This is a genomic window from Pseudomonas sp. HMSC063H08 (assembly GCF_001813645.1).
GTDB classification, from domain to species: domain Bacteria; phylum Pseudomonadota; class Gammaproteobacteria; order Pseudomonadales; family Pseudomonadaceae; genus Pseudomonas; species Pseudomonas aeruginosa.
Genome location: NZ_KV813620.1, coordinates 139,420 through 165,730, shown reverse-complemented (window position 1 = coordinate 165,730; position 26,311 = coordinate 139,420). Strand labels below are relative to the sequence as shown.

At 66.0% G+C, this 26,311-nt stretch carries 22 protein-coding genes; 6 read left to right on the top strand and 16 right to left on the bottom strand.

Translation table 11 applies throughout. The annotated features are described in order from the left end of the window. Window positions 1–36: 36 nt before the first annotated feature. Window positions 37–1,821: an MFS transporter AmpG gene (ampG, locus tag HMPREF2924_RS31315; protein WP_003134712.1), complete on the top strand. Its 1,785-nt coding sequence runs from the start codon at window positions 37–39 to the stop codon at window positions 1,819–1,821. A gap of 54 nt (window positions 1,822–1,875) precedes the next feature. Here ampG and HMPREF2924_RS31310 read toward each other — a convergent pair whose 3' ends face one another. After that, window positions 1,876–2,712 carry a mechanosensitive ion channel family protein gene (locus tag HMPREF2924_RS31310; protein ID WP_003094078.1) on the bottom strand — a complete coding sequence of 279 codons (837 nt, stop codon included), beginning with the start codon at window positions 2,710–2,712 and terminating at the stop codon, window positions 1,876–1,878. A 232-nt stretch (window positions 2,713–2,944) separates the two neighbouring features. Further along, entirely contained in the window at window positions 2,945–3,424 is a 480-nt protein-coding gene (locus HMPREF2924_RS31305; RefSeq protein WP_003094081.1) for a YajQ family cyclic di-GMP-binding protein, read from the bottom strand. Between the two features lie 103 nt (window positions 3,425–3,527). Between HMPREF2924_RS31305 and HMPREF2924_RS31300 the strand changes: the two genes are divergently transcribed. From HMPREF2924_RS31300 to HMPREF2924_RS31285, 4 genes are read left to right on the top strand one after another with little or no spacing between them, the layout of a single operon-like run. Beyond that, the gene (locus tag HMPREF2924_RS31300; protein WP_003110161.1) at window positions 3,528–4,628 is read left to right on the top strand and encodes a GGDEF domain-containing response regulator; all 1,101 of its coding nucleotides are present in this window, start codon (window positions 3,528–3,530) and stop codon (window positions 4,626–4,628) included. A gap of 36 nt (window positions 4,629–4,664) precedes the next feature. Beyond that, the gene (locus HMPREF2924_RS31295) at window positions 4,665–5,576 is read left to right on the top strand and encodes a putative 2-dehydropantoate 2-reductase (protein ID WP_003110160.1); all 912 of its coding nucleotides are present in this window, start codon (window positions 4,665–4,667) and stop codon (window positions 5,574–5,576) included. A 50-nt stretch (window positions 5,577–5,626) separates the two neighbouring features. Then, window positions 5,627–7,723 (top strand): sensor histidine kinase, encoded by a 2,097-nt coding sequence (locus tag HMPREF2924_RS31290; protein WP_003106517.1) that lies wholly within the window; start codon window positions 5,627–5,629, stop codon window positions 7,721–7,723. A 4-nt stretch (window positions 7,724–7,727) separates the two neighbouring features. Further along, window positions 7,728–8,306 carry a cob(I)yrinic acid a,c-diamide adenosyltransferase gene (locus HMPREF2924_RS31285; RefSeq protein WP_003094089.1) on the top strand — a complete coding sequence of 193 codons (579 nt, stop codon included), beginning with the start codon at window positions 7,728–7,730 and terminating at the stop codon, window positions 8,304–8,306. A 69-nt stretch (window positions 8,307–8,375) separates the two neighbouring features. On the opposite strand, the gene HMPREF2924_RS31280 is transcribed toward HMPREF2924_RS31285, so the two are convergent. The 5 genes from HMPREF2924_RS31280 to HMPREF2924_RS31260 all read right to left on the bottom strand — a co-directional run bounded on the left by HMPREF2924_RS31280 (window position 8,376) and on the right by HMPREF2924_RS31260 (window position 15,304). Beyond that, entirely contained in the window at window positions 8,376–9,323 is a 948-nt protein-coding gene (locus HMPREF2924_RS31280; protein WP_003110158.1) for a Nudix family hydrolase, read from the bottom strand. 53 nt (window positions 9,324–9,376) lie between these two features. Then, window positions 9,377–10,012 (bottom strand): glutathione S-transferase family protein, encoded by a 636-nt coding sequence (locus HMPREF2924_RS31275; RefSeq protein ID WP_003110157.1) that lies wholly within the window; start codon window positions 10,010–10,012, stop codon window positions 9,377–9,379. Window positions 10,013–10,132: 120 nt separating this feature from the next. Continuing rightward, the gene (argJ, locus tag HMPREF2924_RS31270) at window positions 10,133–11,350 is read right to left on the bottom strand and encodes a bifunctional glutamate N-acetyltransferase/amino-acid acetyltransferase ArgJ (protein WP_003110156.1); all 1,218 of its coding nucleotides are present in this window, start codon (window positions 11,348–11,350) and stop codon (window positions 10,133–10,135) included. 146 nt (window positions 11,351–11,496) lie between these two features. Then, entirely contained in the window at window positions 11,497–14,247 is a 2,751-nt protein-coding gene (gene secA, locus HMPREF2924_RS31265) for a preprotein translocase subunit SecA (RefSeq protein WP_003112752.1), read from the bottom strand. Window positions 14,248–14,380: 133 nt separating this feature from the next. After that, window positions 14,381–15,304: a M23 family metallopeptidase gene (locus HMPREF2924_RS31260; protein WP_070700854.1), complete on the bottom strand. Its 924-nt coding sequence runs from the start codon at window positions 15,302–15,304 to the stop codon at window positions 14,381–14,383. A gap of 80 nt (window positions 15,305–15,384) precedes the next feature. Between HMPREF2924_RS31260 and HMPREF2924_RS31255 the strand changes: the two genes are divergently transcribed. Next, window positions 15,385–15,846, top strand: coding sequence for a DciA family protein (locus HMPREF2924_RS31255; protein WP_003094105.1), 462 nt, complete (start codon window positions 15,385–15,387; stop codon window positions 15,844–15,846). A 61-nt stretch (window positions 15,847–15,907) separates the two neighbouring features. Here HMPREF2924_RS31255 and lpxC read toward each other — a convergent pair whose 3' ends face one another. The 9 genes from lpxC to murD form a co-directional block, all read right to left on the bottom strand. Further along, entirely contained in the window at window positions 15,908–16,819 is a 912-nt protein-coding gene (gene lpxC / locus HMPREF2924_RS31250; protein ID WP_003094111.1) for a UDP-3-O-acyl-N-acetylglucosamine deacetylase, read from the bottom strand. Between the two features lie 112 nt (window positions 16,820–16,931). Next, window positions 16,932–18,116: a cell division protein FtsZ gene (ftsZ, locus tag HMPREF2924_RS31245; protein ID WP_003103118.1), complete on the bottom strand. Its 1,185-nt coding sequence runs from the start codon at window positions 18,114–18,116 to the stop codon at window positions 16,932–16,934. Window positions 18,117–18,166: 50 nt separating this feature from the next. After that, window positions 18,167–19,420 (bottom strand): cell division protein FtsA, encoded by a 1,254-nt coding sequence (gene ftsA / locus HMPREF2924_RS31240; RefSeq protein ID WP_003094115.1) that lies wholly within the window; start codon window positions 19,418–19,420, stop codon window positions 18,167–18,169. 21 nt (window positions 19,421–19,441) lie between these two features. Beyond that, a complete protein-coding gene (locus HMPREF2924_RS31235) occupies window positions 19,442–20,305 on the bottom strand; it encodes a cell division protein FtsQ/DivIB (protein ID WP_003094118.1) in 864 nt (287 codons plus the stop codon). A gap of 3 nt (window positions 20,306–20,308) precedes the next feature. Continuing rightward, window positions 20,309–21,268, bottom strand: coding sequence for a D-alanine--D-alanine ligase (locus HMPREF2924_RS31230; RefSeq protein ID WP_003094120.1), 960 nt, complete (start codon window positions 21,266–21,268; stop codon window positions 20,309–20,311). Next, window positions 21,265–22,707, bottom strand: a complete 1,443-nt coding sequence (gene murC, locus HMPREF2924_RS31225) for a UDP-N-acetylmuramate--L-alanine ligase (RefSeq protein ID WP_003094121.1) — start codon at window positions 22,705–22,707, stop codon at window positions 21,265–21,267. The genes HMPREF2924_RS31230 and murC overlap by 4 nt, the downstream gene beginning before the upstream one ends. Beyond that, window positions 22,700–23,773, bottom strand: coding sequence for an undecaprenyldiphospho-muramoylpentapeptide beta-N-acetylglucosaminyltransferase (gene murG, locus HMPREF2924_RS31220; protein ID WP_003103107.1), 1,074 nt, complete (start codon window positions 23,771–23,773; stop codon window positions 22,700–22,702). Before murG ends, murC begins: the two co-directional genes overlap by 8 nt. After that, the gene (gene ftsW / locus HMPREF2924_RS31215; protein ID WP_003094125.1) at window positions 23,763–24,962 is read right to left on the bottom strand and encodes a putative lipid II flippase FtsW; all 1,200 of its coding nucleotides are present in this window, start codon (window positions 24,960–24,962) and stop codon (window positions 23,763–23,765) included. The genes murG and ftsW overlap by 11 nt, the downstream gene beginning before the upstream one ends. Continuing rightward, a complete protein-coding gene (gene murD / locus HMPREF2924_RS31210; RefSeq protein ID WP_003094127.1) occupies window positions 24,962–26,308 on the bottom strand; it encodes a UDP-N-acetylmuramoyl-L-alanine--D-glutamate ligase in 1,347 nt (448 codons plus the stop codon). Before murD ends, ftsW begins: the two co-directional genes overlap by 1 nt. Window positions 26,309–26,311 lie beyond the last annotated feature (3 nt).

Sequence of the window (26,311 nt, the reverse complement as noted above, 5' to 3'; positions counted from 1 at the left end):
TAGAGTGCGCGTTATTTTTTGCGGAACGGTTACCCCATGACTCAGCAATCCTGGCGAGAGGCCCTGGTCGCCTACAAGTCTCCCGCCAGCCTGGCCCTCCTGCTGCTCGGCTTCGCCGCCGGCCTGCCGACCATGCTGGTGTTCAACACCCTGTCAGTGTGGCTGCGCGAAGCCGGCGTGGCGCGGGATACCATCGGTTTCGCCAGTTGGCTGGGGCTGGTGTACGCCTTCAAGTGGGTCTGGTCGCCGATGCTCGACCAGTGGCGCCTGCCCTTCGTCGGCCGTCTCGGCCGGCGCCGTTCCTGGCTGGTGTTCTCGCAGGTGCTGATCGCCCTGGGACTGCTCGGCATGGCCCTGTGCAATCCGCAGAGCCACCTGCCCTGGCTGATCGGCCTGGCCCTGCTGGTGGCGTTCGCCTCCGCCACCCAGGACATCGCGATCGACGCCTACCGCCTGGAAATCGCCGAGGATAGCCGCCAGGCCGCCCTCGCTGCCTGCTACATGACCGGCTACCGCGCGGCGATCCTGCTGGCCAGCGCCGGCGCGCTGATTCTCGCCGAATGGTTCGGCTCCACCAGCCTCAACTACAACCAATCGGCCTGGGGCCTGACCTATGCGTTGTTCGCCCTGCTGATCCTGCCTGGGCTGGTCACCAGCCTGCTGATCCGCGAGCCGGCGGTGGACGTGCCGATCCACGTCAACCCGTCGCGTTTCGACTTCAACCACCAACTGCTCTCGGTGCTCCTGCTGCTGATCCTGCTGATCTCGCTGCCGGCGATGATCACCGCCCTTCTCGACCGCGCCTGGCCGCGCGCCGGCCTCTACGCGCTGCTCATGGGGATCTGCCTGTCGCCGTGGGGACGCCAGCAGATCCGCCCGGTCCGCGAACTGCTCGCCACCGTGCGCAGGCCGCTGCTGGTGGCGGCGCGCGGCAAGGAAGTGCCGCTGTTCGATTTCGTCCACCAGGCGGTCTCGGTGATGGTGCTGATCATCCTCCTCGTCACCGTCACCGCCATGTGCCGCGCCTACTACTCCGGCGCCTGGCCGCGCGGCACGCTGTTCCTGCTGATCGCCGCGTCCTGCCTGTCGGCACCCGGACGCCTGCTGATGGCCCCGGTGCTGACGCCGATCACCGAGTTCGTCCAGCGCTATCGCTGGCAGGCCCTGCTGCTGCTCGGCCTGATCTCCACCTATCGCCTGTCGGACACGGTGATGGGGGTGATGGCCGGGGTCTTCTACATCGACATGGGCTTCTCCAAGGAAGTCATCGCCAGTGTCAGCAAGGTCTTCGGCGTACTCATGACCCTGATCGGCGCCGCCGCCGGCGGGGTACTGATCGCCCGCTTCAGCATCCTCTCCATCCTGTTCATCGGCGGTGCCGCTTCGGCTGCCACCAACCTGCTGTTCGCCATGCTCGCCCAGCTCGGCCCGCTGCACGCCGAGGCCCTACCCAGCCATGACGTGATCAGCCTGGTGATGGCGCTCGAGCCGCACGTGCTGATGCTGGTGATGACCATCACCCTCGACAACTTCAGCGGCGGCCTCGCCGCCTCGGCCTTCGTCGCCTACCTGTCGAGCCTGACCAACCTGAAGTTCTCCGCCACCCAGTACGCCATGCTCAGCTCGACCATGCTCCTGCTGCCGCGCTTCATCGGCGGCTACTCCGGAACCATGGTCGAGAGCCTCGGCTACGAGCACTTCTTCTACGTCACCGCGGTGATGGGCATTCCCACCCTGCTGCTGATCGGCTGGTTGTGGCTGCGCCGCGCGCCGTCCAGCGAGACGCCGGCGCCGGGACACCAGAACGCCGAGCAGCACTGAGGCAAGAATGAAAAAGGCCGGCATTCGCCGGCCTTTTCGTGGATCGTACGGACCTCAGTCGGCCATCGCGCCCTGCACAACCTTGACCACCCGCTGCGGGAAGGGAATGCCGATACCTTCCTTGCCCAGCGCGTCGCGGGCCTTTTCGTTGAACATGAACATCACGTCCCAGTAGTCGGCGTTCTTCACCCAGACCCTCAGGGACAGGGTAATCGCGCTTTCGCCGAGATTGGAAACCACCGCCACCGGTGCCGGGTCCTTCAGAACCCGCGGGTCGTCGGCCATGGCCAGGAGAATGTTCTGCGCATTCTTCAGGTCGGCGTCGTAGTCGATGCCGACGTCGAAGATCACCTTGCGCAGCGGCTCGGCGGAGTAGTTGGTCACCGTTCCGTTGGACAGCGCCCCGTTGGGCACGATGATCCGCTTGTTGTCGCCGCTACGCAGCACGGTGTGGAAGATCAGGATCGAATCCACGGTGCCGGCCACGCCCTGCGCCTCGATCCAGTCGCCGACCTTGAACGGGCGGAACAGCAGGATCAGCACGCCGCCAGCGAAGTTAGCCAGGCTGCCCTGCAGGGCCAGGCCGATGGCCAGGCCGGCGGCGCCGATGGCGGCGACGAAGCTGGTGGTCTGGATGCCGATCATGGAAGCCACGCTGACCACCAGCAGGATCTTCAGGACGATGCTCACCAGGCTGCCGACGAAGCCCTGCAGGGTGCGGTCGACGCTGCGCCTGGCGAGCAGGCCGCCGACCCGGCCGGTCAGGGTGTTGATCAGCCACCAGCCGATCGCCAGGGTCAGCAGCGCCAGGGCGACCTTGCCGCTGTACTCCAGCACGATCGGCAGCCAGGACTCGGTCTGCTGCACCAGTCGGTCGTAGTTCAATTCCATGCATTACCTCCATTTCTCGAAAAAACACCCCTCCCTTCCGCAACGGAAACGGGACGGGCTTGCAGATTCCTGCCCGGACGCCGTGGGCCGACGTTCCCGGGCCTGGATACGAATCGGCGCAGCGCGGACGAACCGACGCTGCGCCGACAGGGGCGGACAACGCGGGAGAGGCCGCGGCGGCGCTACTCCCTATTGCGATGCCCGGGATGGCGAGAGGTTCCGAAAAACCTCGTCAATCGCGGAAGTTGGTGAACTGCAGCGGCATGCCGAGGGATTCGCCGCGCAGCAGGGCGATGGCCTCCTGCAGATCGTCGCGCTTCTTGCCGGTGACGCGCACCTGCTCGCCCTGGATGGCGGCCTGGACCTTGAGCTTGCGCTCCTTGATCAGGCCGACGATCTTCTTCGCCAGGTCCTTGTCGATGCCCTCGCGGAAGTTCACTTCCTGCTTGACCACCTTGCCCGACGGGTAGGCATCCTTGATCTCCATGCACTGGCTGTCGACCTTGCGCTTGACCAGGTTGGAACGCAGGATGTCGAGCATCTGCTCGAGCATGAAATCGGCTTCGGCGGTGAGGGTCACCGACTTGTCCTTGGCTTCGAAACTGCATTTGCCTTTCAGGTCGAAACGGCGATCCAGTTCCTTGATGGCGTTGTCCACGGCGTTGGTCAACTCGTGTTTGTCCAGTTCGGACACCACGTCGAACGAAGGCATGTCATCTCTCCAGATGGACGGCGCGACAGGGTTCACAGACGGAACCGCGCCTGGCTTGACGGTAAAAAATGCCCGCCCATTATAACCGAGCCCTCGCGAGCGAATGCCCGCCGGTGTGGCGGAGACCGACGATTTCTTCCCGATGGCGCGCGCGATCGCGGCCGGGACCCGGCCTCCCGCGACGAACCGGGCCCTTGCCGGCAGCGTACCGGCGCCCATCCTCTTCTCGAGTCCGTTCATGCCCAACCCCGATCTCAGCATCCTGGTCGTCGACGACGCCAAGTTTTCCAGCGCCATGATCGGCCGCGCCCTCAGCCAGGCCGGCTACCAGGACATCCGCTTCGCCAGCAGCGCCAGCGAGGCCCTGCAGCAGCTCGAACAACGCCCGGTCAGCGTGCTCCTGGCCGACTGGCTGATGCCGGAGATGGACGGCCTGGAACTGACCGCCCGGGTCCGCCAACTGGACGAAAGCATCAACCACTACACCTACATCGTCCTGCTCACCGGCAAGGAAGGCGAGAACGTCCTCGGCGAGGCCTTCGACCGCGGCGTCGACGACTTCGTCAGCAAGGCCGCAATGAACGAGCAACTGGTGCCGCGCATCTACGCAGCCGACCGCCTGTGCAACACCCTGCAACGGTTGCTGGTGGAAAACCGCCTGCTCACCGAAAACATCGCGCGGATGGAAGAACGCAACCTGGTGGATACCCTCACCGGCCTCGGCAATCCCCGCTACCTGCGCCAGAAGCTGGCCGACAGCCTGCGCCAGGTGGAAACCCGCGGTGGAGCGCTGTGCTACCTGCTGGTCGGCATGCCCGAGGCACCGGTCCTGCGCCAGCGGCACGGCGAGGCCTTCCATCGCGAGCTGCTGCTCGGCGTGGCCAGGCGCCTGCAACAGCTGGTCCGGCCGCTGGACGTGCTGGTGCGCCTGGACGAGCAGCATTTCGCCCTGATCACCTTGGTGGAGGACCTGCACGAATGCTCGTCGAGCAGCTTCAAGCGGCTGCACGACGGGCTCAACCTGAAGGCCTTCAAGACCAGCGAAGGCTTCATCAGCCTGAAAGCCGGCATCGCCATGCTCGGCCTCGACAGCGGGGCATTGCCGCTGGGCATCGACGAACTGCTGCAGCGCACCGAGGCCCTGTTGCCCGATGCCTATGCCAGCGGCAGGATCGCAACCTGCCGGCTACCGGCACTGCGCTAGACTTCGCTCTATCGTCAGCCATTCGCAGTAGCCACCATGACCTGGCATATCCTCGGCGCCGGTAGCCTCGGCAGCCTCTGGGCCGCGCGCCTCGGGCGCGCCGGCCTGCCCGTCCGCCTGATCCTGCGCGACCGCCAGCGCCTGCGCCGCTACCAACAGGCCGGCGGACTGAGCCTGGTGGAAGACGGCCAGGCCAGCCTCTACCCGATCGCCGCGGAAACCCCGGACGGCGGGCAACCCATCCAGCGCCTGCTGCTGGCCTGCAAGGCCTACGACGCGGAGGAAGCCGCCTCCAGCGTGGCCCATCGCCTGGCCGGCAACGCCGAACTGCTGTTGCTGCAGAACGGCCTGGGCAGCCAGCAGGCGGTCGCCGCCCGCCTGCCGCGCAGCCGCTGCCTGTTCGCCTCCAGCACCGAAGGCGCGTTCCGCGATGGCGATTTCCGCGTGGTCTTCGCCGGCCGCGGGCACACCTGGCTCGGCGATCCGCGCGACACAAGCGCCCCCGCCTGGCTGGCGCAGCTGTCCCAGGCCGGGATCCCGCACAGCTGGAGCGACGACATCCTCGAACGCCTGTGGCGCAAGCTGGCCCTGAACTGCGCGATCAACCCGCTGACCGTCCTCCACGATTGCCGCAACGGCGGCCTGCGGCAGCACCCGGAAGAGATCGCCGCGCTTTGCGACGAACTCGGCCAGTTGCTCCACGCCAGCGGCTACGACGCCGCCGCCAGGAGCCTGCTGGAGGATGTCCGGGCGGTGATCGACGCCACCGCGGCCAACTATTCCTCGATGCATCAGGACGTCACCCGCGGCCGGCGCACGGAAATCGGCTATCTGCTCGGCTACGCCTGCCAGCATGGGCAGCGCCTGGGACTACCGCTGCCGCGCCTGGGAACCTTGCTCGCCCGCCTCCAGGCCCATCTGCGCCAGCGCGGTTTGCCCGACCGCTAAAGCGCGTTACCCTGCCCGCCATTCCTTTTCGCCGCGGACCGCCAGAGCCCATGAACCTGCGCCAGCGCCTCGACAACCTGCCCGTAGGGCAGAAACTGCTCGCCGCCCTGCTGATCCTGCTGGCCACCGTGCTGCTGGTGGCCAACCTGGCGTTCATCAGCGCCGCCTACTGGATTTCCCAGGAGAGCGTCGCCCCCCAGGCGATGCAGACCATCGGCCGGCTGATCGCCAACCCGGCGCTCAGCCAGCCGGCGCTCAGTTCGCCGCAGACCGCCGAGGTCCTGCTGCGCCAGCTCAACGATTACCAGCCGTTGCGCGCCGCGGCCCTGTACGACAGCAATGGGCTGATGCTAGCCGACCTGCAACGCGGCGACACCCTCAAGCTGCCGGCCCGCCTGGACCGCCTGGAGCACTGGAGGCGCGGCGAGTACCGCCTCAACGCGCTGATCGAACTGCCCCAGGAAAACGCCCGCCCCGGCTACCTGCTGCTGGTGGCCAGCGGCGAACTGCCGAGCGCGTTCTACACCGGAACCCTCACCGCCAGCCTGGCGATCCTCGGCGTCAGCGTGCTGCTCTGGCTGCTGGTGGCGCAGCAGATACGCCGCCTGATCACCCGGCCGATCCGCGATCTCGAGGAACTGTCGCGACAGGTCACCCGCGAGGAGAACTACGCCCTCCGCGCCCAGCGCGGCAACGGCGACGAAATCGGCCGCCTGGCCGACGCGTTCAACACCATGCTGACCCGCATCGAGGCCCGCGAGCAGCAGCTCAAGCGCGCCCGCGACGATGCCCAGGAAGCGGTCGAGCAGGCCCAGAGCCTGGCCGAGGAAACCCGCCGCTCGAACCGCAAGCTGGAACTGGAAGTGCAGGTGCGCAGCAAGATCGAGAAGAAGCTCACCGGTTTCCAGCACTACCTCAACAGCATCATCGACTCCATGCCTTCGGCGCTGATCGCGGTGGACGAGCAACTCTACGTCACGCAGTGGAACCAGGAGGCCAGCCAGCTTTCCGGCACCAGCCTGGACGATGCGGTCAACCAGCCGGTGTTCCTCGCCTTTCCCTCGCTAAAGCCGTTCCTTCCGCAGCTCACCCGGGCTGCCGAGAAGCACAGCGTGGAGCGTGTCGAACGGGTCACCTGGGCGCTGATCGACACGCCACGCCACTACGCCCTGACCTTCTACCCGCTGATGGGCGGCACCGGCCGCGGCGCGGTGATCCGCATCGATGACATCACCCAGCGGCTGAGCCTGGAAGAAGTGATGGTGCAATCGGAGAAGATGCTCTCGGTCGGCAGCCTCGCCGCCGGCATGGCCCACGAGATCAACAACCCGCTCGGCGCGATCCTGCACAACGTGCAGAACATCAAGCGGCGCCTGTCCCCGGAGCTGGCGAAGAACGTCGAGCTGGCGGCCGAGGTCGGAGTGCCGCTGGAAGACATCAATCACTACCTCGACGGCCGCGACATCCCGCGCCTGCTGGAAGGCATCCAGCACGCCGGCTCGCGGGCAGCGAAGATCGTCACCCACATGCTCGCCTTCAGCCGCCGCAGCCACCGGCAGATGACCGCTTGCGAACTGCCCGCACTGCTCGAACAGGCGGTGGAAATCGCCGGCAACGACTTCGACCTGGCCGAAGGCTTCGACTTCAAGTCGTTGCAGATCGTCCACGAGTTCGACCCCAACCTCGGCCCGGTGCCGGTGATCGCCAACGAGGTCGAGCAGGTCCTGCTCAACCTGCTGAAGAACGCCGCCCAGGCCATCCACCAGCGCGACGACGAAGAGGAAGGCGAACAGGGTCGGATCGTCCTGCGCACGCGCCTGACGCCGCCCTGGGCGGAAGTCCAGGTGGAAGACAACGGCAGCGGCATGCCCGAACTGGTGCGCAAGCGTATCTTCGAGCCGTTCTTCACCACCAAGGAAGTCGGCCAGGGCACCGGTCTCGGCCTGTCCGTCTCGTATTTCATCATCACCAACAATCACAAGGGCCAGATGGAAGTACGTTCGGAACTGGGCCGCGGCACCTGCTTCAGCATCCGCCTGCCGCTGGAAAGCTCCGAAGCGGTCGCCCCGGCACAAGCCAAGGCCCTGCCGCCCGCTCTGCCGCAACCCGGTAGCAGCCTGCGGCGGGGCGACGAAGAGGAAGGTTGAAACCATGGGCAATCGATTGTCGAAGATCTACACCCGTACCGGCGACCGCGGCGAGACCGGCCTGGCCGGCGGACGCCGGGTGCCCAAGAGCCATCCACGCATCGAGGCGATCGGCGCGGTGGACGAATTGAACAGCCAGTTGGGCCTGCTCCTTGCCGAGCTGCTGGAAGCGCGTGGCGCACATCCCGGCCTGGAGGAGATCGTCCAGGCGCTGGCGCCAGTGCAACACCGCCTGTTCGACCTCGGCGGGGAGCTGGCGATGCCGGAGTATCGGGCCCTGGACGAGACGGAAGTGGCACGCCTGGAAAGCTGCATCGACCGCTGGAACGACGAGCTGGGCCCGCTGAAGAATTTCATCCTCCCCGGCGGTTCCCGCCTGGTCGCCCAGGCCCATGTCTGCCGCAGTCTGGCGCGCAGCGCCGAACGGCGCTGCCAGGCGCTGGACCAGGAGGAAACGCTGGAGGGCGTCGGCCTGCGCTACCTGAACCGGCTCTCCGACCTGCTGTTCGTCGCCGCCCGCGCCATCGCCCGGCGCCAGGGCGTGGCGGAGATTCTCTGGGAGGCGGCGGCAAAACCGGACTGACGGCGAGCGAGGGCTCGGCATCGAGACGAAAAAAAGAGGCCGAAGCCTCCTTTTTTCTTCATTCCACCGTCAAAGGCCGCCCGGCCAGAACGCACGGATACCCGCCACGCCCTGGGCTCCATGCTCCCAAGCCTGCTCGGCTTGCTGCGGACCGACGCCACCCAGCAGGTAGACCGGCTGGTTGAAGCCGGCGATCAGTTCGGCGGCCTTGTCCCACCCCAGCGCCGGCTCGCCGGGATGGCTCTCGGTCGGCTGTACCGGCGAAAGGGTGACGAACTCCACTCCCATCGAGGCGGCCAGGGCCAGTTCCTCCGCGTCGTGGCAGGAGGCGGCCAGCAGGCGCCCTTCGGGGAACGGCCGACCGGCGCTGGCGTATTTGCGCAGTTGAGCGGAGGTCAGGTGCCAACCGGCAGCCGGGAAGTCGCCCAGCCACTCCAGCGGGCCTTTCAGCATCAGTTGCGCCTTGCCGGCGCAGAGTCCCTGGATATCGATGGCGAGATCGCGGTATTCGGGACTGAACATGTTCGGCGCGCGCAACTGGATCAGGCGGATGCCCGCCTCCACCGCCTTGCGTACGCCGCTGATCAGCTCGCCCGGCTCCAGGCCGTCCGGGGTGATCAGATAGTGCGCCGGCAGGCGCGCGGCCTGGACGATCGGCGCGTTGGCGGCGGGGAACTCGTAGTCCGCCAGCTCGCGCGGCTCCACCCAGGCCAGCGGTTGGCCCTCGACGCCGTGGGCTTCGCCGGAAAACCCGTCGACCTCCCAGACATCGAGCAGGACATGCTTGTCGGCATAGTCGTGGCGAACCTGGATCAGCGGCCGGGCCCGCTCGACACGGATGCCCAGTTCCTCTTCCAGCTCACGGGCCAACGCCGCGCGCACCGGCTCGCCGTCCTCCACCTTGCCCCCGGGAAACTCCCACAGGCCGCCCTGATGCTTGTCTTCCGGCCGCCGGGCGATCAGCACCCGGCCATCGGAGCCACGAATCACGGCCGCGGCGACATGTACTCGTTTCACGGATCATCTCCTCGCTACTGCCGTCACGCACCGCCGGAAGCGGCGGACGGCCATCAACTACCGGCCTGCTCGCGCAATGCCGCGTCGTACCAGGTGCGGAACGCAGGCCACTGATAAATCGTCTCGACATAGGTCCGGGCGATATCCGGCAACTCCACCGCATAACTGCGGAAACGCGCCGCCACCGGTGCGTAGAACGCATCCGCCAGGCTGGCGTGGCCGAACAGGAACGGACCGTCCTGGCCGAAGCGCCGCCGGCAATCCGCCCAGGCTTCGCAGATACGTTGAATATCCTGTCGTGTCGCCTCGGACAATTCCACCAATGGCTGCTGGCGCCGCAGGTCCATCGGCAGCTCGCCGCGCAACGCGGCGAAACCGCTGTGCATTTCCGCGCAGACCGAACGGGCCAGCGCCCGCGCCGCCTCGCCGCGCGGCCACAGGTGGGCCTCGGGGAAGCGCTCGGCGAGGTACTCGGCGATGGCCAGGGAATCCCAGATGTCGCCATCCTCGCTTTTCAGCAAGGGCACCTTGCCGGTCGGCGAATATTGCAGGATCCGCTCCCGGCTATCGGGCCGCCCCAGCGGGACGAGTATCTCGTCGAACGCCGCCCCGCTCATGCGCAGGGCCAGCCAGCCCCGCAGCGACCAGGACGAGTCATTGCGATTGCCAATCACGATGGTCAGGGCCATGCGCCTCTCCTCTTCGGCCGCCCGACGCGGACGGCCATGCACCAGAGAACTTAAGAGGCGCACGGACCGATGGCAAATTCCCGATTTTCATCCATCGATGAAGGATCGGAATGCCTGGCTTCAGGTGCGGTACTCTGCGTTGATCTTCACGTATTCGTGGGACAGGTCGGTGGTCCAGATGGTCTCGCTGCAGGTGCCGCGTCCCAGTTCGATGCGGATGCCGATCTCGGCCTGGGCCATCACCGCCGCGCCCTGCTCCTCGGTGTAACTGGCCGCCCGGCCGCCACGGCTGGCGATACAGACGTCGCCAAGGAACACGTCGATCTTGCTCACGTCCAGATTGGCCACGCCGGCACGTCCGACCGCGGCGAGGATGCGTCCCCAGTTCGGGTCGGAGGCGAACAGCGCGGTCTTGATCAGCGGCGAGTGGGCCACGGCATAGCCGACATCCAGGCACTCCTGGTGGGTGGCGCCGCCGTTGACCTGGACAGTGACGAACTTGGTCGCGCCCTCGCCATCGCGAACGATGGCCTGGGCCAGCTCCATGGAAACCTCCAGTACCGCTTGCTTCAACGCGGCGAACAGCGCGCCGCTGGCCTGGGTGACTTCCGGCAGCGCCGCGCGACCGGTGGCAATCAGCATGCAGCAGTCGTTGGTGGAGGTATCGCCGTCGATGGTGATGCGGTTGAAGGACTTGTTGGCGGCGTCGCGCAACAGATCCTGCAGCACGCCCTGGGCGACCTTGGCGTCGGTGGCGATATAACCGAGCATGGTCGCCATGTTCGGCTTGATCATCCCGGCGCCCTTGCTGATCCCGGTGACGGTCACGGTCACGCCATCGTGCACGAACTGGCGGCTGGCGCCCTTGGGCAGGGTATCGGTGGTCATGATCCCCGCGGCAGCTTCGGCCCAGCGGTCCTCGGCCAGGTCGGCCAGGGCCGCAGGCAACGCCGCCTCGATCTTGGCCACCGGCAGGGGCTCGCCGATCACCCCGGTGGAATATGGCAGCACCGAAGTCTCGGCGACCCCGGCCAGTTCGGCGAGCTTGGCGCAGGTTTGCGCGGCGGCGGCGAGGCCGGCCTCGCCGGTACCGGCGTTGGCGTTGCCGGTATTGGTCAACAGGTAGCGCACCTCACCGAGGAAACGCTGCTTGGCCAGGGTCACCGGCGCGGCACAGAACGCGTTCAGGGTGAACACCCCGGCCACGCTGGAGCCTTCGGCGCAGCGCATGACCACCACGTCTTTGCGCCCCGGTCGCTTGATGCCGGCGGAAGCGATGCCGAGTTCGAAACCGGGGACCGGGTGCAGGGTGGACAGGGGGCCAAGACCGACAGCCATGGGAACGCGCTCCTTTACCAAACAGTGGACTCGATGCCGTCTGCGACGGCGTGACGGAAAACGCATCGGCGCCGGTCTGGCGCCAATTCGAACAAACGCCGCGAGCGGCAGGACCGGTCGCGGCGTTGGTGAACCAGGCGGGAAGCTTAGTCCAGCTGCCCGTGGCAGTGCTTGTATTTCTTGCCGGAACCGCACGGGCAAGGCTCGTTGCGGCCGATCTTCTGCTCGTTGCGCACAGGCTCGAGCGGCACGACCGGAGCCGGGCCCTCGGGAAGCTCTTCTTCCTCGCCGGCCACGGCCTGCTCCATCGAGGGAGCCTCGGCGTGCTGGAACTGCATGCGCTTGGCCAGTTCCTCCGCCTCGCGACGCAGGCGGGCCTCCTCTTCGGCCGGGTCTTCGCGACGGACCTGGACGTGGGACAGCACGCGGATGGTGTCGCGCTTGATCGAGTCCAGCAACTCCTGGAACAGGGTGAAGGACTCGCGCTTGTATTCCTGCTTCGGATTCTTCTGCGCGTAGCCACGCAGGTGGATGCCGTGCCGCAGGTGGTCCATGGTCGACAGGTGGTCCTTCCACAGGTCGTCCAGTACCCGCAGCAGCATCTGCTTCTCGAAGGCGCGCAGGGCTTCGGCGCCGGCCAGCTCTTCCTTCTCGTAGTAGGCGGCGACGATCTGCTCGAGGATCTTGCTACGCAGGGTTTCCTCGTACAGCTTGTCGTCTTCGTCCAGCCACTGCTGGATCGGCAGGCGCACGGCGAAGTCGCTGTACAGCGCGGCCTCCAGGCCTTCGATGTCCCACTGCTCGGGCAGCGACTGCGGGGGAATGTGCTGGTTGATGGTGGCGCTGAGGGTTTCCTCGCGGAACTCCTTGATGGTCTCGCCCACGTCCTCTGCCGACAGCAGGGTGTTGCGCATGTGGTAGATCACCTTGCGCTGCTCGTTGGCTACGTCATCGAATTCCAGCAGTTGCTTGCGGATGTCGAAGTTGCGCCCTTCGACCTTGCGCTGGGCCTTCTCGATGGCGTTGGTCACCATTCGGTGCTCGATCGCCTCGCCGGACTGCATGCCCAGCGCCTTCATGAAGTTCTTCACCCGGTCGGAGGCGAAGATCCGCATCAGGTTGTCTTCCAGCGACAGGTAGAAGCGGCTGGAACCCGGGTCGCCCTGACGACCGGCACGGCCGCGCAACTGGTTGTCGATCCGGCGGGATTCGTGGCGCTCGGAGGCGATCACGTGCAGGCCACCCGCCTCGATCACCTGCTGGTGGCGCTTCTGCCATTCGGCCTTGATCTGGGCGATCTGCTCCTCGGTGGGGTTCTCCAGGGCCGCGACTTCGACTTCCCAGTTGCCGCCGAGGAGGATGTCGGTACCGCGGCCGGCCATGTTGGTGGCGATGGTCACCGAACCGGGCGCGCCAGCCTGGGCGATGATCTCGGCTTCCTTCTCGTGGTACTTGGCGTTGAGCACCTTGTGCTCGATGCCTGCCTCTTGCAACAGCTTGGAAACGTACTCGGAACTCTCGATCGACGCGGTGCCAACCAGGATCGGCCGGCCGAGGGCCTGGCACTGCTTGATGTCGGTGATGATCGCCGCGTACTTCTCTTCCTGGGTCAGGTAGACCAGGTCGTTGAAGTCCTTGCGCGCGATCGGCCGGTGGGTCGGGATCACCACCACGTCGAGACCGTAGATCTGGCGGAACTCGAAGGCCTCGGTATCTGCGGTGCCGGTCATGCCGGCCAGCTTGTTGTACAGGCGGAAGTAGTTCTGGAAGGTGGTGGAGGCCAGGGTCTGGCTCTCGGCCTGGATCGGCAGGCCCTCCTTCGCCTCGATGGCCTGGTGCAGGCCCTCGGACAGGCGACGGCCAGGCATGGTGCGGCCGGTGTGCTCGTCGATCAGGAGGATCTGGTCGCCCTGGACGATGTACTCGACGTTGCGGTGGAACAGGGTGTGCGCGCGCAGCGCTGCGTAGACGTGGGTCAGCAGGCTCAGGTTGTGCGCCGAGTAGAGGCTCTCGCCTTCGCCGAGCAGGCCGTTCTGGCTCAGCAGGTCCTCGATGAACTGGTGGCCCTGCTCGTTGAGTTCGACCTGGCGGGTCTTCTCGTCGATGCTGTAGTGGCCTTCCTCGGTCGGCTTGCCCTCGACCTCTTCGACCTGGCGCTTGAGACGCGGGATCAGCTTGTTGATCTTGATGTACAGCTCGGAGCTGTCTTCGGCCTGGCCGGAGATGATCAGCGGGGTACGCGCCTCGTCGATGAGGATCGAGTCCACTTCGTCGACCACGGCGAAGTTCAGCTCGCGCTGGAACTTGTCGTCCAGGCTGAAGGCCATGTTGTCGCGCAGGTAATCGAAGCCGAATTCGTTGTTGGTGCCGTAGGTGATGTCGGCGGCGTAGGCGGCGCGCTTGTCTTCCGGCGGCTGGAAGGGAGTGACCACGCCGACGCTGAGGCCGAGGAACTCGTACAGCGGGCGCATCCAGTTGGCGTCGCGGCGCGCCAGGTAGTCGTTCACCGTGACCACGTGCACGCCCTTGCCGGACAGCGCGTTGAGGTAGACCGGCAGGGTGCCCACCAGGGTCTTGCCCTCGCCGGTACGCATTTCGGCGATCTTGCCGTCGTGCAGGGTCATGCCGCCGATCAGCTGGACGTCGAAGTGGCGCATGCCCATCACCCGCTTGCCAGCCTCGCGAACCACGGCGAAGGCTTCGGGCAGCAATTGGTCGAGCGTTTCGCCCTTGGCGTAGCGCTGCTGGAATTCAGCCGTTTTCGCCTTCAACTGCTCGTCGGAGAGCGCCACCATCTGGGGCTCGAGCGCATTGATGGCCTGTACAGCCTTGGCCATGCGCTTTACATCACGCTCGTTCTTGCTTCCAAAGAGTTTCTTCAACAAAGGCGCAAACATATCGACTTGGTCATCCACACGTGGGGAATGGAAGGCTCACCCATCCGGCGGCCCGTGCCGATCAACGGCATGAAAGGGAACATTCTACCCGGAAACGGGTATGAGAAAAGTACAGCAGATCAATGCGCATCGCTCACTCGGAAACAGACGCGCGTGCGATGAAGCTTTGCGGATTCATTACCCGGCCACCCTTCATCACTTCGAAATGTACGTGGTAGCCGGTGGAGCGTCCGGTGCTGCCGACCTTGGCCAGCACCTGGCCGCGCTTGACCAGGTCACCGACCTCGACCAGGTTCTTCTGGTTATGGGCATACAACGTGGTGTAGCCATCGGCGTGCCCGACCTCGACCACGTTGCCATAGCCGTTCTTGCGCCCGGACCAGGTCACCACCCCCGCCGCCACGGCCACCACGTCGCTGCCGGCCGGCGCGGCGAAGTCGATGCCCTTGTGCATGCTCAGGCGGCCGCTCACCGGATTGACCCGGCGCCCGAACGGCGAGGAGATGTAGCCCTGGCGCACCGGCTGGCCGGCCAGGTAGGTCGACTGGCTGATGTGCTTGTCGGCGAGCAGTTGCTCCAGCACCTCGAGCTGCTGCTCGCGGGTATCCAGGCGTGCCGCCAGTTCGTCCAGCGTCGCCATGAACGACGGCGGGGCATAGGCGCTGCCCTCCAGCGGTTCGTCGACGCCACCCTGACCGACGCTCAGGGAGAAGTCGAACTCGTCGGGGTCGACGTCGGCCAGCTCGGTGAGACGTTCGCCGAGGGCATCCAGCCGAACCAGGCGCGCCTGCAGTTCGCCGAGATGCACGCTCAGTGCGTCCATCTGCCGCTGCGCGTCCTCGCGGGCGCTGCTGATCTCGGCGCTCTGCGCCTGCAGCGCGGCATCGACTTCGATGCCGGCCACCGGAGCCGGCGCGCGGAACAGCCAGGCGCCCATGAAGCCCCCGGCCAACAGGCTGGCACCGACCACGCAGGCCCCGGCCAGCATCAGCAACCGCGGCTGCAGATGGACGGAGCGAGCGGCCCCATGGTGCCGGCTCAGAAAAATGATGTGCATGACTTATCCTTCATACGGGCCGGCAGTAGCGAAACGCTTTCTGCTACCATTCCGACTCAGTAACCCCCAGGCTTCCCGCCATGTCTTTTCGTCCCTTGCCCGCCCAGGCATCGACCCAGTTGCTGCGCCAGGCCAGGCCGCTGCAGATGCTGTTCGCCGAAGCCCAGCGCATCTGCCGCCTGCAGCAACTGCTGGAAAGCCAGTTGCAACCGGCGGCGCGCCCGTACTGCCATGTGGCTTCGTGGCGCGGCGGTTGCCTGCTGCTGATCGTCACCGATGGCCACTGGGCCACACGCCTGCGCTATCAGCAGCGGCGCCTGCAGCGGCAGCTGCAGGCTTTCGAAGAATTCGCGAACTTAGCGAAAATCCTTTTCAAGGTGCAACCCACCACGTCCACACAACGTGCGGCACGTCGCAGCTTGACCCTGTCTGCCGTCGCGGCGGAAAACCTTCGCGAATCCGCCGACATCGTCGGCAATCCACGCCTGCGGGAAGCGCTCGAGCGGTTGGCAAGCCGCGCCGAGAAAAGCCGGCAAGAATAAATCCCCGAAATAAAAAGAGGCCACCCTGAGGTGGCCTCCAAATATGGAAAGGAGAGTTTTCCTACACTGCCGCCGCCGGGCGCATATAGGAAATAGGCGCGGTACGCGCGTCTTCGAAGGTCACCACTTCCCAAGCATCCTTGTCTGCGATCAACGTACGCAGCAGTTGGTTGTTCAGGGCATGGCCGGACTTGAAGCCACGGAACTCGCCGATAAGACTGTTGCCGAGCAGATACAGGTCGCCGATGGCATCCAGGATCTTGTGCTTGACGAACTCGTCCTCGTAACGCAGGCCGTCTTCGTTGAGCACGCGGTTCTCGTCGACCACGATCGCGTTCTCCACGCTACCGCCGAGTGCCAGGTTCTGCGAACGCAGGTACTCGATGTCGCGCATGAACCCGAAGGTACGGGCGCGGCTGACCTCCTTGACGAAGGAAGTACTGGAGAAATCGACCGAGGCCTGCTGGGTGCGACCACGGAAGACCGGATGATCGAAATCGATCTCGAAGCTGACCTTGAAGCCGTCGAACGGAACGAAGACGGCGCGCTTGTCGCCCTCTTCCACGCTGACTTCGCGCTTGATGCGGATGAACTTCTTGGCAGCTTCCTGCTCTTGCAATCCGGCGGACTGGATCAGGAATACGAACGGACCAGCGCTGCCATCCATGATCGGCACTTCCGAAGCGGACAGCTCGACGTAGGCGTTGTCGATACCCAGGCCGGCCATGGCCGAGAGCAGGTGCTCCACCGTATCCACTTTGACGTCACCCTTGACCAGGGTGGTCGACATGGTGGTTTCGCCGACGTTCTCGGCCCGGGCCGGGATTTCCACTACCGGATCCAGGTCGGTGCGGCAGAACACGATACCGGTGTCCACCGGCGCCGGTTTCAGGGTCAGGTAAACCTTTTCCCCCGAGTGCAGACCGACGCCAGTAGCCCGGATGATGTTCTTCAAGGTGCGTTGTTTGATCATGGCTTTGGCCGCTTAAGCGCTGACTGCGAACTGTTTTCAACAATGGCCGGCGATGATAGCAGAACCGGCCTTTGCTGAACACCAATCACATCTCTACTCCTGATTAATTACTTCAATCGGCCTGACGACGCAGGAACGCCGGGATATCCAGGTAATCCAGGTCATCCTGCGGGTTCAGCTTGGCCGCGGTCGCCGCGCTGCCGTGAGACTGGTTGCGCATCACGGTAGGACGGTCGAGGTCGCGGTAGTTCACCGACTGCTGCTCGCGCTGGGCCGGTGCGGCTGCCTGGGTTGCGCTGCCCTGCACGGTGTTGTCGACGACCTTCACCGGTTTCTCCAGACGCGCGCCCAGGCCGGTGGCGACTACGGTGACGTGCAGCTCATCGCGCATGTCCGCGTCGATCACGGTGCCCACCTTCACAGTGGCGTGCTCGGAAGCGAACTGTTCGATGATGTTGCCGACATCGGAGTACTCGCCCAGGGACAGGTCCGGACCCGCGGTGATGTTCACCAGGATGCCGCGCGCGCCCTGCAGGTTGACGTCTTCCAGCAGCGGGTTGCGGATTGCCGCTTCGGTGGCCTCGCGGGCACGGTTCGGACCGCTGGCGCAGCCGGTACCCATCATCGCCATGCCCATTTCGCTCATGACGGTCTTCACGTCGGCGAAGTCGACGTTGATCATGCCCGGACGCTTGATGATGTCGGAGATACCGCGCACGGCACCGGCCAGCACGTCATCGGCCTTGGCGAAGGCAGCCAGCAGGCTGGCGTCCTTGCCGAGGATGGTCAGCAGCTTCTCGTTCGGGATGGTGATCAGCGAATCGACGCTCTCGGCCAGCGCGCGGATGCCCTCGTCGGCGATCTGCATGCGCTTGCGACCTTCGAACGGGAACGGACGGGTCACCACCGCGACGGTGAGGATGCCCATTTCCTTCGCCACTTCGGCGATGATCGGCGCGGCGCCGGTACCGGTGCCGCCACCCATGCCGGTGGTGATGAAGACCATGTCGGCGCCTTCCAGCACTTCGGAAATGCGCTCGCGATCTTCCAGAGCCGCCTGACGACCGACTTCCGGATTGGCGCCGGCACCCAGCCCCTTGGTGACGCCCGGGCCGAGTTGCAGAACGGTGCGCGCCGCGATGTTCTTCAGCGCTTGTGCGTCGGTGTTGGCGCAGATGAACTCGACGCCCTCGACGTTGTTCTTGGCCATGTGATTGACGGCGTTGCCGCCACCACCACCTACACCGATCACTTTTATGACGGCGGTTTGTGCGATGTTATCGACCAGTTCAAACATTTCCCCTCTCCTTCCTTTCTAGTTTTGTCGCCTACTGTTACCGCGTTGAATCAGAAATTGCCCTGGACCCAGCGTTTGAGCCGCTCCAGGACAGGTGCCTTGGGTTCGTCGCTGCTGTAGCTGCTGCCTGACACAGACATCGACATGCCATCGGACTGCTTCTGCAGTCCGTACATCAGCAGGCCGACGCCCGTCGAATAGATCGGGTTGCGCACCACGTCGGTGAGGCCCTTCACGCTATACGGCACGCCGAGGCGTACCGGCATGTGGAAGATTTCCTCGGCCAGCTCGACCGCGCCTTCCATCTTCGAGGTGCCGCCGGTGAGGACGATCCCGGCCGGGATCAGGTCCTCGTAGCCGCTGCGGCGCAGCTCGGCCTGGACCAGGGTGAACAGCTCGTCGTAACGAGGCTCGACCACTTCGGCCAGAGCCTGGCGCGACAGTTCGCGCGGCGGCCGGTCGCCGACGCTGGGCACCTTGATGGTCTCGCCGGCACCGGCCAGCTTGGCCAGGGCGCAGGCGTAGCGGATCTTGATCTCTTCCGCGTACTGGGTCGGCGTCCGCAGGGCCATGGCGATGTCATTGGTGACCTGGTCGCCGGCGATCGGGATCACCGCGGTATGGCGGATCGCGCCTTCGGTGAAGATCGCGATATCGGTGGTGCCGCCGCCGATATCCACCAGGCACACGCCCAGTTCCTTCTCGTCCTCGGTCAGCACCGAATAGGCCGAGGCCAACTGCTCGAGGATGATGTCGTCGACCTCGAGGCCGCAGCGGCGCACGCACTTCTCGATGTTCTGCGAGGCATTCACCGCGCAGGTCACCACGTGCACCTTGGCTTCCAGGCGCACCCCGGACATGCCCAGCGGCTCGCGCACGCCTTCCTGGTTATCGATCACGTAATCCTGGGCCAGGGTATGCAGCACCCGCTGGTCCGCCGGGATCGCCACCGCCTGGGCGGCATCCAGTACCCGTTCGATATCCGCCGGGTTCACCTCGCGATCACGGATCGCCACGATGCCGTGGGAATTGAGGCTGCGGATGTGGTTGCCGGCGATGCCGACGAACGCCGAGTGGATACGGCAACCGGCCATCTGCTGGGCCTCGTCGATGGCGCGCTGGATCGACTGCACGGTGGACTCGATGTTCACCACCACGCCCTTCTTCAGGCCGCGGGACGGATGAGTACCGATGCCAACGACCTCCAGCTGGCCATCGGCCGTCACCTCGCCCACCAGCGCCACCACCTTGGAGGTACCGATGTCGAGGCCGACGATCATCTTGCCGCTCTGCACGCTTGCCATGGTTATTACTGTCTCCTCAACTCACTGCACGGCGCTGGCCGTGGCCACCGTCGCGGGCGTGACCGGCTCGCGCCACGCAACGGCGAGGCCGTTGGGGTAACGCAGGTCGATCCGCGCAATGTTCGAAATCTGATCTTTGAGTGCCTTGTCGTAGATGCTTACGAAGCGGCGAATCTTGTCTACCACGTGGTCGCGCCCGATCTGGATCTCGACGCCCTGGGCCGTGGTCAGCGCCCAACCGCCGCGATCGCTCATTTCCAGGCGGGCAATGGAGAACCCGAGGGGACGCAGCAACTGGCTGAGCAACTGGTATTGCTGCATCACCTGCTGTTGCGCCCGCTGTGGACCATGCAAGCGGGGCAGATGTTCATAATTCGCCAGCTCCTTTGGCGTAAAAGCCTGTCCCTGGTTGTTCAGCAGCGCTTCGTCGCCCCACCGGGCGATCGGCAGTTGCTCGTCCAGGCGGATCACCACCTGGTCCGGCCACACCCGGCGCACCTCGGCGTGGGCGATCCAGGGCATCTGTTCCAGTTGCCCGCGCATGCCCGCCAGGTCGATGGTGAAGAAGCTCGCCGCCAGATACGGGGAGATCCGCTGCTGCACCGCGCGCTGGCTGATGTAGCTGAGGTCGCCCTCGACACTGACCTTGGCGATCGGCCGGTCGGCGTACGGCAGGATGTACTCGGCGCCGCGATAGGCTCCATAGCCGAGAACGGCCAGCAACAGCGGCCAGGCCAGGTACTTGAGGAAACTGAAGTCGGCTTTCGGCAGGCGCACGCTCAGCGGTTCCTTGGCCACCAGACGGCTGGCGCCGCGCGGCATCGGCTTGCGCGGAGCGCGGCCGAGTCCACCGGGTTGCTGATGACGGAGCAGTACGCCGTTCATGGCTTATCCCCTCGCCTCGCGGCTATCGGCCAGGATCGCCAGCACCAGTTGCTGGAAATCCAGGCCGGCGGCCCGCGCGGCCATAGGCACCAGGCTGTGGTCGGTCATGCCTGGTGCGGTGTTGACTTCAAGCAGCCAGAAACGCCCTTCGGCGTCCTGCATCACGTCCGCCCGCCCCCAGCCCTGGATGCCCAGGGCGTCGCAGGCGCGCGCGGTGAGTTCCTTCAGCTCGCGTTCCTTGGCCTCGTCGAGACCGCAGGGCACCTGGTAGCGGGTATCGCTGGCCAGGTACTTGGCGTCGTAGTCGTAGAAGGTGTGCGGCGTGCCCAGGCGGATCGCCGGCAGCACCTGCCCGCGCAAGGTCGCCACGGTGAATTCCGGGCCGCTGATCCACTGCTCGACCAGCACCTGCGAGTCGTAGCGGGCCGCTTCGCGCCACGCCGCGATCAATTCGTCGAGCCCGCCGACCTTGGCCATGCCGATGCTCGAGCCTTCGTGAGCCGGCTTGACGATCAGCGGGAAACCCAGTCGCTGCGCCGCGTCGCGGCAGTCATCCTCGCTGGCCAGCACCGCGTAGTCCGGGGTCGGCAGGCCGAGGCTGAGCCAGACCCGCTTGGTCCGCAGCTTGTCCATCGCCAGCGCCGAGGCCAGCACGCCGCTGCCGGTGTAGGGAATGCCCGCGCACTCGAGCAGGCCCTGCATGCTGCCATCCTCGCCGCCACGACCGTGGAGAATGATGAAGGCGCGGTCGATCTTCTCCTCGACCAGGCGTTGCAGCAGGTCTTCGCCGACATCGATGCCGAAGGCATCGACCCCGGCGGCCAGCAGGGATTGCAGGACCATCGCGCCGGACTTCAGCGACACCTCGCGCTCGGCGCTCTTGCCACCGAACAGCACGGCGACACGGCCGAACGCCTTGGGATCCTGGGTGCCGTTCAGCAGGCTATCGAGGCAAAGGTTCATGCGCCCTTCCCTCCCTTGCCGGCGAACAGCGGGTTCTTGATCAGTTGCGGGGCCAGGCCGCCGACATCGCCAGCGCCCTGGCAAAGCAGGATGTCGCCAGCGCGCAGCAGCGGCTTGACCAGCGGCGCCAGGTCGGCGTCGCGCTCGAAGTAGATCGGGTCGAGCTGGCCGCGCTGGCGGATGCTGTGGCACAGCTGGCGGCTGTCGGCTCCCGGGATCGGCTCTTCGCCGGCCGGATAGACCTCCATCAACAGCAGCACGTTGGCTTCGCCCAGCACCTGCACGAAGTCTTCGTACAGGTCGCGGGTACGGGTATAGCGATGCGGCTGGTAGACCATCACCAGGCGACGCTCCGGCCAACCGCCACGGATCGCCTTGATCACCGCGGCGACTTCGCGCGGATGGTGGCCGTAGTCGTCCACCAGCATCACGCTGCCACCCTCGACCTGCAGCTCGCCGTAGACCTGGAAGCGCCGGCCCACGCCCTGGAAGCCGGACAGCCCCTGGACGATGGCTTCGTCGGAGATGCCCTCGTCGGTAGCGATGACGATGGTCGCCAGGGAATTCAGCACGTTGTGCAGGCCGGGCATGTTCACCGAGACGTCCAGCGGCTCGCGCTCCGGGCGCAACACGGTGAACCAGGTGCGCATGCCTTCCTGGCGGATGTTGATCGCGCGCACGTCGGCGTCTTCGCTGAGGCCGTAGGTCACGGTCGGGCGGGCGATCTGCGGGAGGATCTCGCGCACCACCGGGTCATCCACGCACATCACTGCCAGTCCGTAGAACGGCAGGTTGTGGAGGAACTCGACGAAGGTCTTCTTCAGCTTGTTGAAGTCGCCGCCGTAGGTCGCCATATGGTCGGCGTCGATATTGGTGACCACCGCGACCATCGGTTGCAGGTGCAGGAAGCTGGCGTCGCTCTCGTCGGCCTCGGCCACCAGGTAGCGGCTGGCGCCAAGCTGGGCGTTGGTCCCGGCGGCGTTCAGCCGGCCGCCGATGACGAAGGTCGGGTCCAGGCCGCCGGCGGCGAACACCGAGGCGATCAGGCTGGTAGTGGTGGTCTTGCCGTGGGTGCCGGCTACCGCGATGCCGTGCCGGTAGCGCATCAGTTCGGCGAGCATCTCCGCACGCGGCACCACCGGAATCCGCCGTTCCAGGGCCGAGGCCACTTCCGGGTTGGCCCGGTTGATGGCACTCGACACCACCAGCACGTCGGCACCGTCGGCGTTTTCCGCCTGGTGGCCGATGAAGATCTGCGCGCCGAACTTCTCCAGGCGCTCGGTCACCGCCGAGGCCTTGAGGTCCGAGCCGGATACCTCGTAGCCGAGGTTCAGCAGCACTTCGGCGATCCCGCACATGCCGGCGCCGCCGATGCCGACGAAATGGATACGGCGGATACGGCGCATGGTCCGGGTGACGCCATTCGGTTCTTTAACCACGGGCCACCTCCAGGCAGGCATCGACCACCGTCCGGGTAGCCTCGGGTTTCGCCAGGCTGCGTGCCTGGTCTGCCATGGAGCGCAGGGTTTCGGGATGCATCAGGACCTCGGACAGCTGCGCGGCCAGTTCGGCCGCGCCGGTAGACTTTTGCGGCAGCAGGCGGCCGGCGCCGCTGCGTACCAGGAATTCGGCATTGCGGGTCTGGTGATCGTCGATCGCGTGAGGCAACGGCACCAGGAAGGCGGGTAATCCCGCCGCCGTCAGCTCGCTGACGGTCAGCGCGCCGGCGCGGCAGATCACCAGGTCGGCCCAGGCATAGGCCGCGGCCATATCGCTGATGAAGGGCGCGACGTCCGCTTCGACCGCCACTGTGCGATAACGCTCGGCGGTAATCTCGGCATGCTGACGACCGGCCTGATGGCGGATTGCCGGACGGATTTCCAGCGGCACCTGCGCCAGGGCCTCTGGCAACAGCTTGTTCAGCGGTTCCGCGCCAAGGCTGCCGCCGAGCACCAGCAGATTGACCCGACGGCCGGTCAGCGGCGCGCGGGCATGCGCGTCGAGGAACAGCTCGCCGCGCACCGGATTGCCGGTGGTCAGACGCTTGTCGCTGGCCGGGAAGGTATCCGGGAATGCCTCGCAGACGCGCCTGGCGATCGGCGCCAGGCTGCGGTTGGCGGTGCCGGCCACGGCGTTCTGCTCGTGGATCACCAGCGGCACGCCATTGAGGCGCGCGGCCAGGCCGCCCGGGCCGGTGACATAGCCACCCAGGCCGAGCACGCAGACCGGCCTCAGCTGGCGGATCACCCGCAGCGCCTGGAACAGCGACTTGAGCAGTTCCAGCGGCGCCTTGACCAGCGACTTCAGGCCCTTGCCGCGCAGCCCGCTGACCTGGATCAGGTGCAACGGCAGGCCGGCCTTGGGTACCAGGTCATTCTCGATGCCGCGCGGCGTCCCCAGCCAGTGCACGGCATAGCCGCGCGCCTGGAACTCCCGCGCACAGGCGAGCGCCGGGAACACGTGTCCGCCGGTGCCACCCGCCATGATCAGGACATTACCTTTCATCGGCAAAGTCCTCTTCGTTGAACTCATATTCCTCGCTACCCAGGTGGGTTCGCCGTTCCCATTCGATGCGCAGCAACATCCCCAGACAGGCACAGCAGATCACCAGCGAACTGCCGCCGTAGCTGAGGAACGGCAGGGTCAGGCCCTTGGTCGGCAGCAGGCCGACGTTCACCCCGATGTTGATCAGGAACTGGCCGATCCAGAGGAAGGCCAGGCCGTAGGCCACGTAGGCGGAGAAGAACTGCTTGGCCTGCTCGGCCCAGATGCCGATGTACAGCGCGCGCAGGCTGACGAACACGAACAGGGCGACGGTCGCCAGGGCGCCGACGATGCCCAGCTCCTCTGCAAGCACGGCGAAGACGAAGTCGGTGTGCGCCTCCGGCAGGTAGAACTGCTTCTGGATGCTGTTGCCCAGTCCCATGCCCAACCAGCCGCCGCGGCCGAAGGCGATCAGCGCCTGGCTCAACTGATAGCCGGCGCCGAACTGGTCGGCCCAGGGGTCGGTGAAGTTGGTCAGACGCGCCATCCGGTAGGGCTGGGTCTGGATCAGCAGGACCACCGCGCCGACCGCCAGCAGCACCATCAGGCCGAAGCGGAACAGCCCCACCCCGCCGAGGAACAGCATGGCCGCGGCAGCGCCCATCATTACCACGGTGGCGCCGAAGTCCGGCTCGCGCAGCAGCAGGCCGGCCATCGGCAGCAACACCACGAAGGGCTTGAAGAAGCCCATCCAGCTTTCCCGGACCTCCTGCTGGCGGCGGATCAGGTAGCCGGCCATGAAGATCACCACGCAGACCTTGGCGATCTCCGAAGGCTGGATGTTGAACAGGCCGAAGCCGATCCAGCGCATCGAGCCGTTCACCTCGCGGCCGATACCGGGGGTGATCACCAGCACCAGCAGGCCGAAGGCGACCAGCAACAGCTTCCAGCCCCAACGCTGCCAGGTGGCCATCGGGACCATCATGGTCAGGCCGCAGGAAATCAGGCCGATCACCAGGTAGATCAGGTGACGGACGGAGAAGTACAGCGGGTTGCCCGACTGCGCCGCCGCCACCTCGGAAGAGGCGGAAGTCACCATCACCAGGCCGAGGCCGAGCAGCGCCAGGCAACCCGCCAGCAGCGGGAAGTCCAGGTCGATGCCGTGCCGGCTCAACAGCGGCGACGGGAAGGGGCGCAACACCGACAGCATCACGCTAGCTCCTCTACGGCTTTGGCGAACAGGCGTCCGCGTTCTTCGAAGTTCTTGAACATGTCCAGGCTCGCGCAGGCCGGCGACAACAGCACCGCATCGCCTTCGCGGGCCAGCTCGGCGGCCTGCCGGACTGCTTCGTCCAGCGTTGCGACGCGCACCAGCGGTACCGCGTTGCCCAGTGCCTGGGCAATCAGCCCGGCGTCACGGCCAAGCAGTACCACCGCCCGGCAGAAGCGCGCGACCGGCTCGCGCAGGTCATGGAAATCGGCGCCCTTGCCGTCTCCGCCGGCGAGCAGCACCAGCTTGCCGTCGATGTCGGCACCCAGCCCCTCGATCGCCGCCAGGGCGGCGCCGACGTTGGTGGCCTTGGAATCGTCGTAGTAGCTCACGCCCTGCCGCTCGCGTACCCACTGGCAGCGATGAGCCAGGCCGGAAAACGCCTTCAGCGCGCCGAGCATGGCGTCGAACGGCAGGCCGGCCGCATGGCCCAGCGCCAGCGCGGCGAGCGCGTTGGAATAGTTGTGGGCGCCACGGATCTTCAGTTCGCCAACCGGCAGCAGCTTGTCGAACTGGAACGCCAGCCACTTCTGGCCGTCTTCCTCGATCAGGCCGAAAGCCTTGAAGTCCGGCTTGTTCAGGCCGAACGACCAGCACGGCACGGTATCGGCGATCAGCGGTCGGGTCAGGGCATCGGCGCGATTCACCACGACCTGGCGGGCACCGCGGAAGATCCGGTGCTTGGCCAGGTGGTAGTCAGCCATGCCGTCGTAGCGATCCATATGGTCTTCGCTGACGTTCAGCACGGTCGCCACCTCGGCGTTGAGGCGATCGCAGGTTTCCAGCTGGAAGCTCGACAGCTCCAGCACGTACAGCTCGATGTCGTCGGCCAGCAGGTCGAGCGCCGGGGTGCCGAGGTTGCCGCCGACGGCGACACGCTTGTCCGCGGCCACCGCCATTTCGCCCACCAGGGTGGTCACGGTGCTCTTCGCGTTGGAACCGGTGATGGCGACGATCGGGGCCTTCGCCTCGCGGGCGAAGAGATCGATGTCACCGGAGATGCGCACGCCTTTCGCGGCGGCCTGTACCAGCGCAGGGGTGCGCAGCGACAAGCCGGGGCTGACATAGAGTTCGCGGGCGGAGCAGAGGAACTCGGCGTCGAGTTCGCCGCAACGCACTTCCACCTGCGGATACTGGGCACGCAGGGTGGCCAGCTCCGGCGGGTTCTCTCGGGTATCGACCACGGCGAAAGGCAAGCCGCGGCGCGCCAGGTAGCGCACCAGGGACATGCCGCTCTTGCCGAGGCCGACAACGATGCGGAAGTGGTCGGAGGCGATCAGGCTCATGCT